11 protein-coding genes and 1 tRNA gene are annotated in these 15,052 nt (G+C 60.5%); 8 read left to right on the plus strand and 4 right to left on the minus strand.

The window, feature by feature from the left end; all coding sequences use genetic code 11:
- Positions 1-121 precede the first annotated feature (121 nt).
- The 3 genes from KSX58_RS01580 (at position 122) to KSX58_RS01590 (ending at position 2,205) form a co-directional block, all read left to right on the plus strand.
- Positions 122-712, plus strand: coding sequence for an AAA family ATPase (locus tag KSX58_RS01580; protein ID WP_021913178.1), 591 nt, complete (start codon positions 122-124; stop codon positions 710-712).
- A complete protein-coding gene (locus KSX58_RS01585) occupies positions 712-948 on the plus strand; it encodes a hypothetical protein (RefSeq protein WP_003811128.1) in 237 nt (78 codons plus the stop codon). The genes KSX58_RS01580 and KSX58_RS01585 overlap by 1 nt, the downstream gene beginning before the upstream one ends.
- Before the next feature lie 108 nt (positions 949-1,056).
- A complete protein-coding gene (locus tag KSX58_RS01590) occupies positions 1,057-2,205 on the plus strand; it encodes an endonuclease/exonuclease/phosphatase family protein (protein ID WP_021913180.1) in 1,149 nt (382 codons plus the stop codon).
- A gap of 41 nt (positions 2,206-2,246) precedes the next feature.
- Here the strand turns inward: KSX58_RS01590 and KSX58_RS10335 are convergent, their stop codons facing one another.
- The 4 genes from KSX58_RS10335 to xseA all read right to left on the minus strand — a co-directional run bounded on the left by KSX58_RS10335 (position 2,247) and on the right by xseA (position 4,442).
- A complete protein-coding gene (locus KSX58_RS10335; RefSeq protein WP_227561794.1) occupies positions 2,247-2,405 on the minus strand; it encodes a hypothetical protein in 159 nt (52 codons plus the stop codon).
- Positions 2,406-2,663: 258 nt separating this feature from the next.
- Positions 2,664-2,736: transfer RNA gene (locus tag KSX58_RS01600), tRNA-Arg, on the minus strand.
- A gap of 137 nt (positions 2,737-2,873) precedes the next feature.
- Complete coding sequence (locus KSX58_RS01605; protein ID WP_217736239.1) at positions 2,874-3,158, minus strand: exodeoxyribonuclease VII small subunit; 285 nt, start codon at positions 3,156-3,158, stop codon at positions 2,874-2,876.
- A gap of 3 nt (positions 3,159-3,161) precedes the next feature.
- The gene (xseA, locus tag KSX58_RS01610) at positions 3,162-4,442 is read right to left on the minus strand and encodes an exodeoxyribonuclease VII large subunit (protein WP_003811123.1); all 1,281 of its coding nucleotides are present in this window, start codon (positions 4,440-4,442) and stop codon (positions 3,162-3,164) included.
- A gap of 366 nt (positions 4,443-4,808) precedes the next feature.
- Between xseA and nrdD the strand changes: the two genes are divergently transcribed.
- From nrdD to KSX58_RS01635, 5 genes are all read left to right on the plus strand, one after another.
- Complete coding sequence (gene nrdD / locus KSX58_RS01615) at positions 4,809-7,160, plus strand: anaerobic ribonucleoside-triphosphate reductase (RefSeq protein WP_227561800.1); 2,352 nt, start codon at positions 4,809-4,811, stop codon at positions 7,158-7,160.
- A gap of 45 nt (positions 7,161-7,205) precedes the next feature.
- Positions 7,206-7,919 (plus strand): anaerobic ribonucleoside-triphosphate reductase activating protein, encoded by a 714-nt coding sequence (gene nrdG / locus KSX58_RS01620; RefSeq protein ID WP_003811120.1) that lies wholly within the window; start codon positions 7,206-7,208, stop codon positions 7,917-7,919.
- 211 nt (positions 7,920-8,130) lie between these two features.
- On the plus strand, positions 8,131-12,876 hold the full coding sequence (locus KSX58_RS01625) for an acyl-CoA dehydratase activase-related protein (protein WP_217736238.1): 4,746 nt from the start codon (positions 8,131-8,133) through the stop codon (positions 12,874-12,876).
- Between the two features lie 226 nt (positions 12,877-13,102).
- Entirely contained in the window at positions 13,103-14,374 is a 1,272-nt protein-coding gene (locus KSX58_RS01630; RefSeq protein ID WP_117779732.1) for a glutamate-cysteine ligase family protein, read from the plus strand.
- Between the two features lie 36 nt (positions 14,375-14,410).
- Complete coding sequence (locus KSX58_RS01635) at positions 14,411-15,040, plus strand: TetR/AcrR family transcriptional regulator (RefSeq protein ID WP_151905463.1); 630 nt, start codon at positions 14,411-14,413, stop codon at positions 15,038-15,040.
- The last annotated feature ends 12 nt before the right edge of the window (positions 15,041-15,052 follow it).

The raw sequence follows: 15,052 nt of genomic DNA on the forward strand, positions 1-15,052 counted from the left end.
GCGTCGCCACTATCTTTTACATTGCCAATGCCGTTACGCCGTCAGCGTGACTGTCGTCTATCCAATATATAAAAAGTATATACGTCTTATATAAATTGATTGTCGAAGCGGAGGAACCTTCATGATCATCTCGGTCATCAACCTCAAGGGCGGCAGCGGCAAAACCACCACCGCCATGGCGTTGGCCACCGCGGCCGCACGGCACAACCGCAACGTGTCCGTGCTGGACACCGATCCGCAAGGCGACGCCACCACATGGGCGGGCGACGCCGAAGACGCCGGCGAAACCCTGCCGTTCACCGTGGACTCCGCCAATATCGGCAAACTGAAACGACTGCGCAAAACCATGGCGGATGACGAACTCGTCATCATCGACTGCCCGCCGGCCGGCAACGTGGTGGATGTGGCCTGCGATGTGGCCGATTTCGTCATCGTTCCGGCCACCCAGGGGCCATTCGAACTGAGCCATGCGCTCGAAACCGCGGAAAGCCTCGACGTGGCCGGCAAACCGTACGCGCTGCTGCTGCTCAAAGTGGAAAACAACAAGCTGGCCGGCAACGCGGTCAATCTCATCCGCGAACGCGGCGCCAGCGTCTTCGACGCGTCCGTACCCAAGCGCGTGGGCATGCAGAAAGTCGTCGGCCACGCATTTCCTAGCAATCTCAATGGGTATGAAGACGTGTATCTCGAACTTGAGGAGGCGATCGCCTGATGGCCATTAGAAAACCGAACGGTGGTGCGAAGGCAGCGTCCACCGCTCCGCTGACCAGCGTGCAGGACACCCGCAGCCGTGGCAATGGCAACGGCAACGGCGAACGTGTGCTCATGAGTTTCAAAATTCCATCCGATCTGAAAATGATGCTGCAGGAAAACGCGCGTGAACGCGGCACCACCGCCAGCCGCATCATCATCGACGGCATCCGCCACGAGCTCGGCCTCGACGACTAAGCCGAAGGCGTGAAGGAAACCGTCGGAACATCAACGGAACGGACATAAACGGACACGGGCGGACATGGATGGTCGCGGACGTGCGTTCCGAAAAAACAAGGGAATGGTATGGCTCAGGCAAAAACACGCCAGCCGCAAGGGCCGGCAACGGGCAAATCGCAAGCGTCGGCCAAAGCGAATCGGGCTAAAGCAAAACCGGCCGCAACGAGACCGGTCAAGCCGCTACGCACGCTGAATAAGACGAAAACGCATCGCGTACGCAACTTCATCTGCGCGGTGATTGCCTTCATATTCGCGCTCGCCGCGCTGCTGGGCACTGTCACGCACATTCTGCCGGAAGAACTGCAGGCGTTGCCGTATATGCCGATCGTCGTCTCCCTAGTGCCATGGTTCACGCTGCTCGCCGTAATCGCGCTCGTCTGCGCCATCGTCTCCAAACGTACGGTGTCCATCGTGATGGCCGTTCTGGCGATTGCGTTGCAGGCGTTCTGGCAGTATCCGTTCTTCTACCAGCCTTCGAAACTGCCACGTGCCGCAGTCGCGGCGGCGTCCGGCGAAACCGTCAACACGGATGACGGCTACGCGCGGCTGATGACGTGCAATGTGTACAAAGGGCGCGCCGATGCGCGTGAGATCGTGGATCTGGTGCGCAGCGAACACGTCGAGGTGCTTGCGTTGCAGGAGACGACCGACGCTTTCGTGGACGATCTGAACCGTGCCGGCATCGCCTCGTATCTGCCCTATGCGCAGGTGTCGAGTTCGGACGGCGTGTACGGCAACGGCCTTTGGTCGGCGAGTCCGCTTGACGACCCTTCCGATGACGATGTCGATTCGAGCGCGTCGTTCATGCCGGGCGGCACCGTTTCGTTCAATGGGGGAGCCACGCAGGTGCGTTTCGTATCCGTGCATACCACGTCGCCGACGAACGATTACTGGCAGCAGTGGAAGCGGTCGCTCGACGAACTGGCGAAACTACGTTTCGACACTAGCCGACGGTACGTTTTCATGGGTGATTTCAACGCGACGTACGACCATACGCCGTTCCGCAACATTCTGGGAAACCGTTTCTCCGACGCCTCCCGTCAGGCCGGCGAGGGATTGAAATTCTCATGGCCTGCGAATGTCGATTACGTGCCGTCGTTCGCCGGAATCGACCATATCGTACTGGATTCCGGCATGCAGGCCGGACAGGTGCGCACAGTCAAAGTGGACGGCAGCGACCACAAAGCGCTGCTGGCGATTGTGCGGGTCGGCTAAGCCCGTGGCTAGACGGTGACGACCGGCATGTTATTCGAATATCAGATGCAGGCGATGACGTTCGTGCATTGCGGTTCTGTGGGCAGCATCGGCATGGTGAACTGGTCGAGCAGCTTGTAGGAGAGCGGTCCGGGCAACTGTCCTACCGGATTCGTGTGCGCCAGCCGTTCCACAATAGAGAAATATGGTATGTCTTGCATGCTGATCCCTTGGTCTTCCAAAGGTGATGTATGGGTTGTGCGGTTGCTTTCCGATGCTTCCATAGCAGAAGGGGGAACCTTTTGGATACATTCACTCAACCGCTTAAGTATCCGTTTGCCACTATAACAGAGGGAGGGTCATTGTGCCTGTGCTGGAGGGTGGCGGTGAGATGGTGTTGTCCGGATTGCGGACGTGCGATTGATCTTGGATGCTGCCGATGGCGATGCGCGCCGACAATGTACGGGGATATGAAAAAGTGCCCCAGATAGGAATCGAACCTACGACACCTTCTTTAGGAGAGAAGTGCTCTATCCACTGAGCTACTGAGGCAACGAGTCACCATTGTACACACAATATGGACTCGACATGACGGGTAATCGGACCTGATTGTTCGGGCTCAAGCCGTTTGACGGACGTTCCGGTGGAACGTCCGTAGGTGAGGGGAGCGGCTGTGCCGCGACGGATGCTCAGGCCAGATTGTCTTGCGTGCCTGCGGTGTTGGCCGCGGTGGCCTGCTCTGCCTGCACGGCGTCGAGCTTGGCTCGGACCTCGCCAAGCAGGCTCTGCGCGCGCTTGGCCAACGCCTCGCCGATCTCCCACTGCCGCATGGACTGGTCGAGGTTCAGGCCGCCCGCCTCCAACGCCTGCACGGCCTGGATGAGCTTGTCGCGCGCCTCCTCGTATGGCATCTGCGCGATTGCTTCGCGTTCCTTGTCGGTCAGGCTGGATGCCGGTGCTGCTTCGTTGCTCATGTGCTACTCCTTCGTTACGGTTTTCACTTCAGACACGACGATGCCGTGCTTCAAGGTCATGGTCAGCTGGTCGCCCGTCTTCACCTTGTCCGCGTCGTCAAGCACATGCCCGTCGGCGCATTGCACCACCGCGTACCCGCGGTCAAGCGTGGATTGCGGACTCAGCGCGGTCAGCGACGCGTGCGCTTTCTCGATGGTCAGGCTCGCGTCGTCAAGAATACGGGTCAGACCGATCCGCATTCTTGTGCGTGCGTCATCAAGGAAACGCTGATGCGGTTCCAACATGGTGAGCGGCTGGGTGAGGCTTGGACGGTTCGCGTAGCCTTCGATAAGCCTGGTCTCGTTGGAGACGGTGGCGTCGATGCGCATGCGCATGCGGTCCAGGTTCACCTGAATCAGCTGCATCTGCTCATGCACGTCCGGCACGACCTTCTTCGCTGCGTCGGTCGGCGTGGAGGCCCTGAGGTCGGCCACCAAATCCAGCAGGGTCCAATCGTCCTCATGCCCGATGGCGGAAATCAGAGGAGTGTGGGCCGCCGCCGCGGCGCGCACCACGTTCTCATCGGAAAAGCCAATCAGATCTTCGAAAGCGCCGCCGCCACGCGCCACGATGATCACATCCACATCTGGATCGGCATCCAGCTGCCGGATGGCCGCTACCACGTCCGACGGGCACTGCTCGCCCTGCACGTGCACATGCGTCACCTTGAAGCCGACGACGGGCCAACGCAGACGCACGTTGGTGATGACGTCGCCTTCCGCACGTGCCTGCGGCGCGCAGATCAAGCCGATGCAATGCGGAAATTCCGGCAACGGCTTCTTGCGATCGGCGTCGAACAGACCTTCTCCCTTAAGCTTCTTGCGTAGCTCGTCGATCATGGCCTTCAGACTGCCGCCCGCGCCGGCCGTGATGATCGCGTCGCCGCGCAACGACAGCGACGTGCGCTTCATCCACACGTTCGGCTTGCCGTGGATGATGACACGGTCGCCCTGCACAAACGGCGCCGCCGCCGCGGCGAACCGTCCGAAGCCGTTGACTTCCATAGCGATGTCCTGCTGGTCGTCGCGCAGCGTGATGTAGGCGCTTCCCTGACGACGCGTGTTGATCTGCGTGATTTGCCCGGCCACCCATACGGAGGGCCAACGTTCGACCGCCGTGTAGAACTTCTCGCTGAGCAGGCTCACCGGCCAAGGGTTGTCGGCGGTGGTTTCCGACGCCAGACGGGGCAGCGGCTTCGACGTCCGCTGCGCCGTCGGTGGGTTGTAATCCGGGTTCCAAGTCATAAGTCAAGATTCCATCATCTTGCGGACAAATGGAACATATGTTCGAGTGTTGCGAATGCTCCGTGCGTGAAGATAGTACGGTGTGTGGGGCTGTGTCAAAACGACACTCCGAGATGAAATCGTTACTTTTGTCACACAAGGTACAAAATGGCGAAATCTCGCCAAAAGTAGAATATATAGTTTCTCTAGCGGCGTGGTGACACTACATTTAGTGCCGACCTTGGCGTAGAGTGTGCATCTGTAGATACGAACGGGCATGCGGACGAAGCATGAAACCTAGCCGGATGGGTCCGGCCCGGAAAGGAAATATACATGGAAACCCAGACTCTGGAAGGCGTTGCGACCGAAACCGAGAACGCGCCGGAAATGGTCAAGGTGCTTGTCGAGAAGCGCGACGGGCGTGTGGTCGATTTCGATCCGATCAACATCATCAGCGCGGTGAAATCGGCTTTCGCCGACCTCGACAAGAAAATCGGTCCTCAGGAGGAACGGCTGATTCGCGACATCGCCAATCAGGTCGAGGCCGAAATCAAGGACCGTTACAATGGTCCGGCGAAGATCGAGGACATCCAAAACCTCGTGGAGCATGGGCTGATCGAGGATCATCTGTACGACGTGGCCCGCACCTACACCAACTACCGTCTGAACAAGGACATCGAGCGCGCCAAGGCCACAGACATCAACGAGGCCGTGCGCCGCTTGGTGGACCGCGACGAGGCTCTGGTGCGTGAGAACGCCAACAAGGACTCCAACGTCTACTCCACCCAGCGTGACCTGCTGGCCGGCGCGGTGTCCAAGGCGTCCGCCTTCTCCATGCTGCCGGATGCGGTGTCCAACGCGCATATGAAGGGCGACATCCACTTCCACGACGCCGATTACTCGCCGTTCACCGCGCAGTCCAACTGCTCGCTGCCGAACTATTGGGACATGCTGGCCAATGGCTTCACCCTCGGCAACGCGCCGATGGGTTCGCCGAACAGCATCTCCATCGCCGCCACGCAGATCACCCAGATCATGAAGGACGTGGCCTCCAGCCAGTACGGCGGACAGACCGCCAACCGCGCCGACGAGCATTTCGCCGAATACGCCAAGAAGGACTACGACAAGTTCCTTGAGCAGGCCCACGAGATCATGCCCGACGATCTGCCGATCGAGATCGCCGAACGTCAGGTGCGCATGGCCAAGGCCGTCGAGCCGAAGCGCCTGCACTTCGAAAAGGATCGTCCGGCACTGCCGATGGACGAGCCGTTCGACAAGACGTCCGACCGTCTGCAGCAGCTGCGTGAGATCTGGGCGAAGATCCAGACCCGCAAGGCCATCTACGACGCCATGCAGACCATGGAATACCAGATCAACTCCAACCGTGTGTCCAACGGCCAGACCCCGTTCGTGACCGTCGGCTTCGGTCTCGGCACCGACTGGTTCGCGCGCGAAATCCAGCGCGCCATCTTCCTCAACCGCATCCGCGGCCTCGGTTCCGAGCATCACACCGCCATCTTCCCGAAGCTCGTCTTCACCATCAAGCACGGTGTGAACGCCGATCCGGGCGACCCGAACTACGACCTGAAGCAGTTGGCCCTCGAATGCGCCACCAAGCGCATGTACCCGGACGTCATCTTCTACGAGAACATCGTGAAGATCACCGGCTCCTTCAAAGCGCCGATGGGCTGCCGTTCCTTCCTGCAGGGCTGGATCGACCCGAAGACCGGCAAGGATGTCGAGGACGGCCGCATGAACCTCGGCGTGGTCACCGTGAACATTCCGCGCATCGCATTGGAATCCCACGGAGACAAGGACCGCTTCTGGAAGATCTTCGACGAGCGCATGACCGTCGCCCATCAGGCGTTGCAGTTCCGCATCATGCGTTGCAAGCAGGCCACTCCGGTCAACGCCCCGACCCTGTTCCGCTTCGGCGCATTCGGCCGTCTCGGCGCCAACGACAGCGTTGATCAGCTGTTCCGCAACGAACGCGCCACCGTGTCCCTCGGCTACATCGGCCTGTATGAGGCGACCAGCGTGTTCTATGGCAAGGACTGGATGCGCGACCACGACTGGGATCCGGAAGGCAAGGAATTCGCCCTGTCCATCGTCAAGCGCATGAACGAGCTGTGCAAGGATTGGAGCACCGCGGAAGGCTACCACTACTCCGTGTACTCCACGCCGGCCGAATCGCTCACCGACCGCTTCAACCGCATGGACCGCGAGAAGTTCGGCGAAGTGGACGGCGTCACCGACCACGACTTCTACACCAACTCCTTCCACTACCCGGTGTGGCTGCAGCCCACGCCGATGGAGAAGCTCGACTACGAGAAGGACTTCCCGTACTACGCGTCCGGCGGCTTCATCAACTACTGCGAATTCCCGTGCCTGCAGGCCAATCCGAAGGCGCTCGAAGCGGTGTGGGACTACGCCTACACCATCGGCATCGGCTATCTCGGCACGAACACGCCAATCGACCGTTGCTACGAATGCGGTTTCGAAGGTGACTTCGAACCGACCGAAGAAGGCTTCAAGTGCCCCGAATGCGGCAACTCCGACCCGGACCGCTGCAACGTGACCAAGCGCACCTGCGGCTACCTCGGCAATCCGGTGCAGCGCCCGATGGTGCACGGCCGACACGAGGAAATCGCGCACCGCGTCAAGCACATGAGCGGCGAAACCGGCCATGTCACCCTTGACGACGGTTCCGAACGCGAATGGTTCGAGGAAGCCAAGTAATCAATCGCAATAATCGCAAAACAACAGGCAATTCAGGAGCAACGTATGGTAAGCAGCGCCGATCCCGCTGTGTCTCGCCGTGATTTCGCGGCCGGCGAAACCGGCCGCGGGCCGTTCATTCCGACAAACCGCGCCAGCAACCCGCGTGCCGGACAATGGACGAACGCGATGAGCCACAACATGATCGCCGACTACAAGCGGTTCCTCATGACCGACGGCGAGGGAATCCGCTGCTCGCTGTACGTCTCCGGCTGCCCATTCCACTGCGAAGGCTGCTACAACTCGTCGATCTGGGATTTCCGCGCCGGCCACGAATACAACGACCGGCTCGAAGCTCAGATCATGGCCGATCTGAGCCTGCCGTACGTGCAGGGCATCACCTTCCTCGGGGGCGAGCCGCTGCTCAACACCGGCGTGTTGCTGCCGCTTTCACGCAAGATCCGGGAGCGGTTCGGCCGCACCAAGGACATTTGGTGCTGGACGGGCTACACGTGGGAGGAGCTCATGCGCGAAGGCGAAAGCCCCGACAAGCGTGAACTGCTCGAACAGATCGATATCCTCGTGGATGGCCGGTATATCAAGGATCTGCACGATTCGCTGCTGCAGTTTCGCGGCAGCTCCAACCAGCGCATCATCGATGTGCCCAAGTCGTTGGAAAGCGGGCAGGTGGTGCTGTGGTCGAAACTACACGATCAGACGCGGTTCATTCCCGAAATCTACGGCAAGGACCGCGCTGCGGGGGAGGGGGCGGCTTCCTGAATGGTTTTGAACGGTTCGTATACGAACGGTTGGAATTAGGCAAGCTGACTATATTCGTTGTCTAATTATGCGTCGTGTCGTGCACTTTATGCGATACCGTGCCGAATTAGGCAGGGGCACAGACTACCATTACATACTTGGATAACCGGGGCAGGGCGTTCGTGTTGGCACGGACGCAACCCGGCGGATGAGAACGATAGAGGTACAGTACATGGTCGAAGCAGCAGTTACCGCAGACAACACCTGCGATACGAAGCCGTTGCGCGTAGGTCTTGACATCGGTTCCACCACGGTGAAGGCCGTGGTGCTCGATCAGACCGATTCGCTCGACGCGGTGCTCTTCTCCGATTACCGTCGCCACCACGCCAACGTGCGTGCCACCGTGGCGGGCCTGCTGGAGGACATCCACAAAGAACTTGAGGCCCGTGGCCGCGGCGACGAGCCGATTCGTCTGGCCATCACCGGTTCCGGCGGCCTTGCCTTGGCCGATAATCTCCATGTGCCGTTCGTGCAGGAGGTCATCGCCGAGACCCGCGCCATCGACGAGGAATATCCGCAAGCCGACGTCATTATCGAACTTGGCGGTGAGGACGCCAAGATCACATATCTGAAGCCGACTCCGGAACAGCGCATGAACGGTTCCTGCGCAGGCGGCACCGGCGCGTTCATCGACCAGATGGCCACCCTGCTCGACACCGACGCGGCTGGCCTCAACGACATGGCCAAGCATTACGAGACGCTCTATCCGATCGCCTCCCGTTGCGGCGTGTTCGCCAAAACCGATCTTCAGCCGCTCATCAACGACGGCGCGGCCAAGCCCGATCTGGCCGCATCCATCTTCACGGCGGTCGCCACGCAGACCATCGCAGGTCTGGCGTCCGGCCGACCAATCCACGGCACCGTCATCTTCCTGGGCGGTCCGCTGTTCTTCATGTCCGAACTGCGCGAGGCGTTCCACCGCGCGCTCGAAGACAAAGTCGACGAATTCATCGTGCCGACCGACGCGCACCTGTACGTGGCGTTCGGCTCCGCGCTGCTCGCCGGCGAACCGGACCAGCTTGAGGAGGGCCAGCATTTCGAAGCACGCACCTGCGCCGATATTCTGAAAAGCCTTGAAGACCTGAAGAATCTGCCGGCCAACACCCCCACCATGCCTCCGCTGTTCCCGACCGAAGCGGACCGTGAGGCGTTCAACAAGCGCCACCACCGCGAGCATGTGCACATCGGCACGCTGGAAGGCGCGCAAGGTCCGCACTTCCTCGGCATCGACGCCGGATCGACCACCATCAAAGCGACGCTCGTCAACGACGACCGCGAAATCGTATGGTCGTCGTACGCCACCAACGAAGGCAGCCCGCTGACGGCCGCTGTCAACATCGTCAAGCAGATTCAAAGCCAGCTGCCGGAAGGCGCGTGGATAGCACGCTCCTGCGCCACCGGATACGGCGAAGGCCTCATCACCACCGGCCTGCACCTGGACGAGGGCGTGGTGGAGACCATGGCGCACTATCGTGGCGCGGAAATGGTCTCGCCGGGCGTTACCGCCGTCATCGACATCGGCGGCCAGGACATGAAATACTTGGCGATTTCCGACGGCGTGATCGATTCGATCGCCGTCAACGAGGCATGCTCGTCCGGCTGCGGCTCGTTCCTGCAGACGTTCGCGCAGTCCATGGGACTGACGATTGAGGAATTCACGCAGGCCGCGCTCAACTCCACGCATCCGGTCGACCTGGGCTCGCGCTGCACCGTGTTCATGAACTCCTCCGTCAAGCAGGCGCAGAAGGAAGGCGCCTCGATGGAGGACATCGCGGCGGGCCTGTGCTATTCCGTGGTGCGCAACGCGCTGTATAAGGTGATCAAGCTGCGCGATTCCGGCGAGCTGGGCGACACCGTGGTGGTGCAGGGCGGTACGTTCCTCAACGACGCCGTGCTGCGCGCCTTCGAGCTGCTCACCGAACGTGAGGTGACCCGACCGAACATCGCCGGCCTGATGGGCGCATACGGTGCCGCGCTGACCGCGCGCATGCATTACATCGACATCGCCGACGGACTCGACGATGGTGACGCGGACGCCGACGGAGGCAAGACCGTCGACATCGACGGCGTCACGCATACCGCGTCCAGCATCGTGTCCGGCAGCGAGCTCGACAACCTGTCCATGACCACCGAACGCGACGTGTGCAAGCTATGCCAGAACCACTGCAAGCTCACCATCACCACGTTCCAGGATGGCTCCCGCTACGTGACCGGCAACCGTTGCGAACGCGGCGGCGATTCCAAGAAGCAGCGTTCCGACAGGCCCAACCTGTACGACTACAAATACAAGCGTTGCTTCGCCTACCGTCGTCTGACCGACAAGAAGGCCACCCGCGGCGAAATCGGCATTCCACGCGTGCTCAACATGTACGAGAACTACCCGTTCTGGTTCACGCTGCTCACCTCGCTCGGCTTCAAGGTGATGATCTCCGGCCGCAGCTCGCACGAACTGTTCGAAACCGGCATCGAATCGATCGCCTCCGAGAACATCTGCTATCCGGCCAAACTCGTGCACGGCCACATCAAGTGGCTGCTCAACAAGGGCATCAAGACGATCTTCTACCCGTGCGTGAGCTATGAGGAGAACTTCGTTCCCAACACCGACAACCACTACAACTGCCCGGTCGTGGCCAACTATCCGGTGGTCATCGGCGCGAACATGCCCGAACTGCGCGAGGAAGGCGTGCGCTACATGCGCCCGTACTTCAACATGGCCAACCATGAGCTCATGGTGGACCGCATCGTCGAGGAATTCGCCTGGGCCAACGTGACCCGCGAGGAAGCCGAGACCGCGGTCAAGGCCGCCTACGCCGAAAACGAGGTGTTCAAGCACGACGTGCAGATGGAAGGCCTCAAGGCCCTCGCCTACATGAAGGAACACGACTGCAAGGGCATCGTGCTCGCCGGCCGCCCATACCACGTCGACCCGGAAATCAACCACGGCATTCCGGAAACCATCTGCGCGCTCGGCATGGTGGTGCTGTCCGAAGACTCCATCTGCGAACTGCAGCCGGGGGAGAAGCTCAACCTGAGCGAATTCCTCGCCGAAGGCGAAGAGGATCCCCGCAAGAAGAACGCGAACGGCTTCCGCCACGTCGACGACCGCAAGGTCACCAAGATGCCGCTGCGCGTCACCAACCAGTGGGCCTACCATGCGCGTCTGTACGCGGCGGCCCATTTCGTGGCCTCCTATCCGGGACTCGAGCTCGTGCAGCTCAACTCCTTCGGCTGCGGCCTCGACGCCATCACCACCGACCAGGTGTCCGAGATCCTGGCGGACAAGGCCGACGTGTACACCATGCTCAAAATCGACGAGGTCTCCAACCTGGGTGCGGCGAAAATCCGTCTGCGCTCGCTTAAGGCGGCCGTCGAAGAGCGTGAACGCAACAAGAAGAACGACGGATTCCGCAAGACCGGCACCGAAGCGCCGACCCCCGGTCGCCAGGTCATGCTCGACACCGTCATGAAAGCCAATCCGAAACTCACCGAAGCCGTCACGGCCGCATCCAAGCGCGCGGCGGAAAACGGCAAGGGCGAATCGCAAGAAACCGCCAAAACGCAGACAAATGGCAAGGGCGCGTCCGCACACAACTCGGCGACCCTGTCCAAGTACGCGAACCGCATCCCGTTCGGCAAGAACATGAAGGACTACACCATCGTGGCTCCGCAGATGAGCCCGATCCACTTCTCTCTGGTGGAATCCGTCATCCGCTCCGGCGGCTACAAGTTCGACATTCTGGAGCACGCCAGCCGTGAGGACGTCGAAACCGGCCTGAAATACGTCAACAACGACGCCTGCTATCCGGCCATCATGGTCATCGGCCAGCTCGTGGACGCGATTCTGGAAGGCAAATACGATCCGGACCACACCGCGCTCGCCATCACGCAGACCGGCGGCATGTGCCGTGCCACCAACTACTTCGGCCTGATTCGCAAGGCGCTGGTGGACGCCGGTTATCCGCAGATTCCGGTGATCGCCATCTCCACGCAGGGCATCGAGGACAACCCGGGCTTCACCGCCACGCCGGCTTTGCTGCATCGTGCCATCAAGGCGCTTATCGTTGGCGATCTGCTGATGAAGTGCCTGTACCGCGTGCGTCCGTACGAAGTGACACCCGGCAGCGCGAACCAGCTGTACAAGACGTGGGACACCATCGTGCGCGAGACGCTCGAGAACCACGGTCGTTCCAAGACGGCACGCAAGTTCATAGGCAAGGAATACCTGCCGTATCCGACGCTCGTCAAGGAGATCGTCAAGTCGTTCGACTCGTTGCCGTTGAAGGACGAGCCGCGCAAGGTGCGCGTCGGCGTGGTCGGCGAGATCCTCGTCAAGTACCAGCCGGACGCCAACAACCATGTGGTCGACGTCATCGAATCGCAGGATTGCGAGGCCGTGGTGCCGGGCATCATGGAATTCATGACCACCCGACCGTACATTTCCGACTGGAACGAGCATTACCTCGGCATGGGCGGCAGCAAGATCGGCTATGCGCTGATGCGCAAGGGCCTCGACCTGTACAACGCTCCGGTACGCGAGGCGATCGATCTGGCTCACGGCAAGTTCTCGCAGGATCTGCCGATGCCTGAACTGGTCAAGAAGGCCGACGAGGTCACGTCCGTGGGCGTGCAGGCCGGCGAAGGCTGGCTGCTGACCGCGGAAATCCTGGAACTCATCGAATCGGGATGCCCGAACGTGGTGTGCGCGCAGCCGTTCGCCTGCCTGCCGAACCACGTGACAGGCCGAGGCATGTTCGGCAAGATCCGCCGACTGCATCCGGAAGCCAACATCGTGTCCATCGATTACGATCCGGGCGCTTCGGAAGCCAACCAGCTCAACCGCATCAAGCTGATGATCTCCGCTGCCAAGAAGGCGCACCGCGCAGCCGAAGAGGCGCGCAACAGCGAGAAGGCCGCTTGAATCGCCATTCTTATTTCCGTCGAACCGACGTTGGGAAACTTTCCGACGTCGGTTCGACGGTATCTGAGCCGCCAAATCGACGGCTGATTCGGCGATCGTAAAATCGATGGTCGTCGAATCGGCATTCAAATCGCCAGCCAAATCGATGGGGAATGATGGTCGGTTATCGATTTTCCGTATAGCGTAGCCTGCGTTGCGAATGGCGCTTTTCGTTAGGATGGCCACTATGACAACGCCAAAGATCACGTACGCGCACCTGCTGACCGAGCCGAATCCGAAGCATGTGGAAAGCCTTATCAAATTCTTCGAATCCGGCTGCCAACAGCGCGGCACCGGCGGTTTTGGCGTGGAAATCGAACACCTGCCGGTACATAACAGCGACGATACCGCGGTGACCTACTACGAAAGCAACGGCATTGAAGCGTTGCTCAACCGCATCCGCCCGTATTACGACGAAAACAAGGAATACTGGGAAAACGGGCGACTGGTCGGACTCGCCCGTGACGGCATCTCCGTATCTTTGGAACCGGGCGGACAGTTGGAAACGTCCATCGGCATCCTGCACAAGCCGGAGGAGCTCGCCACATTGTACGGCGCGTTCCGCCGCGAAGTCGACCCCATCCTCGAAGAACTTGGTTTCCGACTCGTCAACTATGGTTACCAACCGAAATCCAGTTACGCCGACATTCCCGTCAATCCGAAGGACCGGTACAAGGCGATGACCGCCTACCTGGGACGTGTCGGACAGTTCGGTCCGTGCATGATGCGTTGCTCCGCTTCGACACAGGTCAGCATCGACTACGTTTCGGAACAGGACGCGATCGCCAAACTGCGGTTGGGCACGGTGATCGGCCCGATTCTGGCATGGTTCTTCCGCAACACCCCGTATTTCGAAGGCAGGGAGAACCCGTATCCGCTGCTGCGCCAACGCATGTGGGATTATCTCGATTTCCAACGCACGAACGTCATCCCCGGCCTGTTCGACCCGCGTTTCGGTTGGGAGGATTACGCGGTGGACGTGCTGTCCACGCCGATGATGTTCGCCGACCTGACGCACACGCCCGAAGCGCTGGCGGTGTCCGGAACCGATCTGCACCATCCGGCGTTCTACGAGAACGCGAACGACGTGTACCCGGACCGCGAGCTCAACGCGTACGAGATCAACCATGTGATCTCCACGCACTTCAACGACGTGCGTTTGAAGAACTTCATCGAATTCCGCCACTGGGATTCGCTGCCGGTGGCCCGCGCCGAGCGGCTTACTGAAATCATCGGCTCGCTGTTCTACGATCCGACGAATCTCGACCGACTGGAAAGCTACTTCGACGGCATCCGCGAGGAGGACGTGTTCGAGGCCAAGGCGAACCTGCAGGCGCGCGGAAGCCAGGCCATCCCATACGGCAACTCGCTGGAATTCTGGCAGGAGTTCCTCGGCCTTGAGGGTGTGCTCGCCGACGAACCGGGCGACCCGAAGCATCCGGACGTCTTCCAGGCGTGACCGGCCGAGGGCCCGTCCGATGGTACGCTGTTCCATATGGTTACCGAGGGGAAAAAGCGGGTTCGTAAATCGCCCGAAGAGCGCAAACGCGAAATCATCGCGGCGGCGGGCAGGCTGATCGGCGAGAAGGGGTATTACGGCACGTCGCTCAAGGACATCGCCGACGCCATCGGCATGAGCCAGCCCGGACTGCTGCACTACATCGGCAACAAGGAGCGGTTGTTGTCGCTGCTGGTCACCGATAACTACGACCAGCAGGGCACGCCTGCAGACTTCGCCGAGTCGGGATTGCCCGGCAGCGATTCGGACGGCATGCTGTTCCCTGCCTATCTGCGGTTCCTGGTCCGGTACAATGCGCAACGCCGCAGCCTGCTGCAGCTGTACATGGTTTTGGAAACCGAATCGTTCAACGCGGACCATCCACTGCACGAGTATTTCGAAAACCGACCGGACTTGACGTGGGATCATTATTCGCGGTTCGCATGGAAGCTGCCGCCGCAGATCGGCGGATGGGACAATATGCGGCCGATCGTGCGGCAATGCATCGAGGCGATGGATGGCATCCAGTTGCGGTGGACTCGCAAGCCGCCGATCGACCTGTACGACGAGTGGCTCGTCTTCGAGCGGATGATCTTCCCCTCGCCGGTGTGGGACGGATATCGGTAATCCTTCAGAAGA

Origin of the sequence: Bifidobacterium sp. MSK.17.10 (assembly GCF_019129655.1) — a bacterium.
Taxonomy (GTDB): Bacteria; Actinomycetota; Actinomycetes; order Actinomycetales; family Bifidobacteriaceae; genus Bifidobacterium; species Bifidobacterium adolescentis.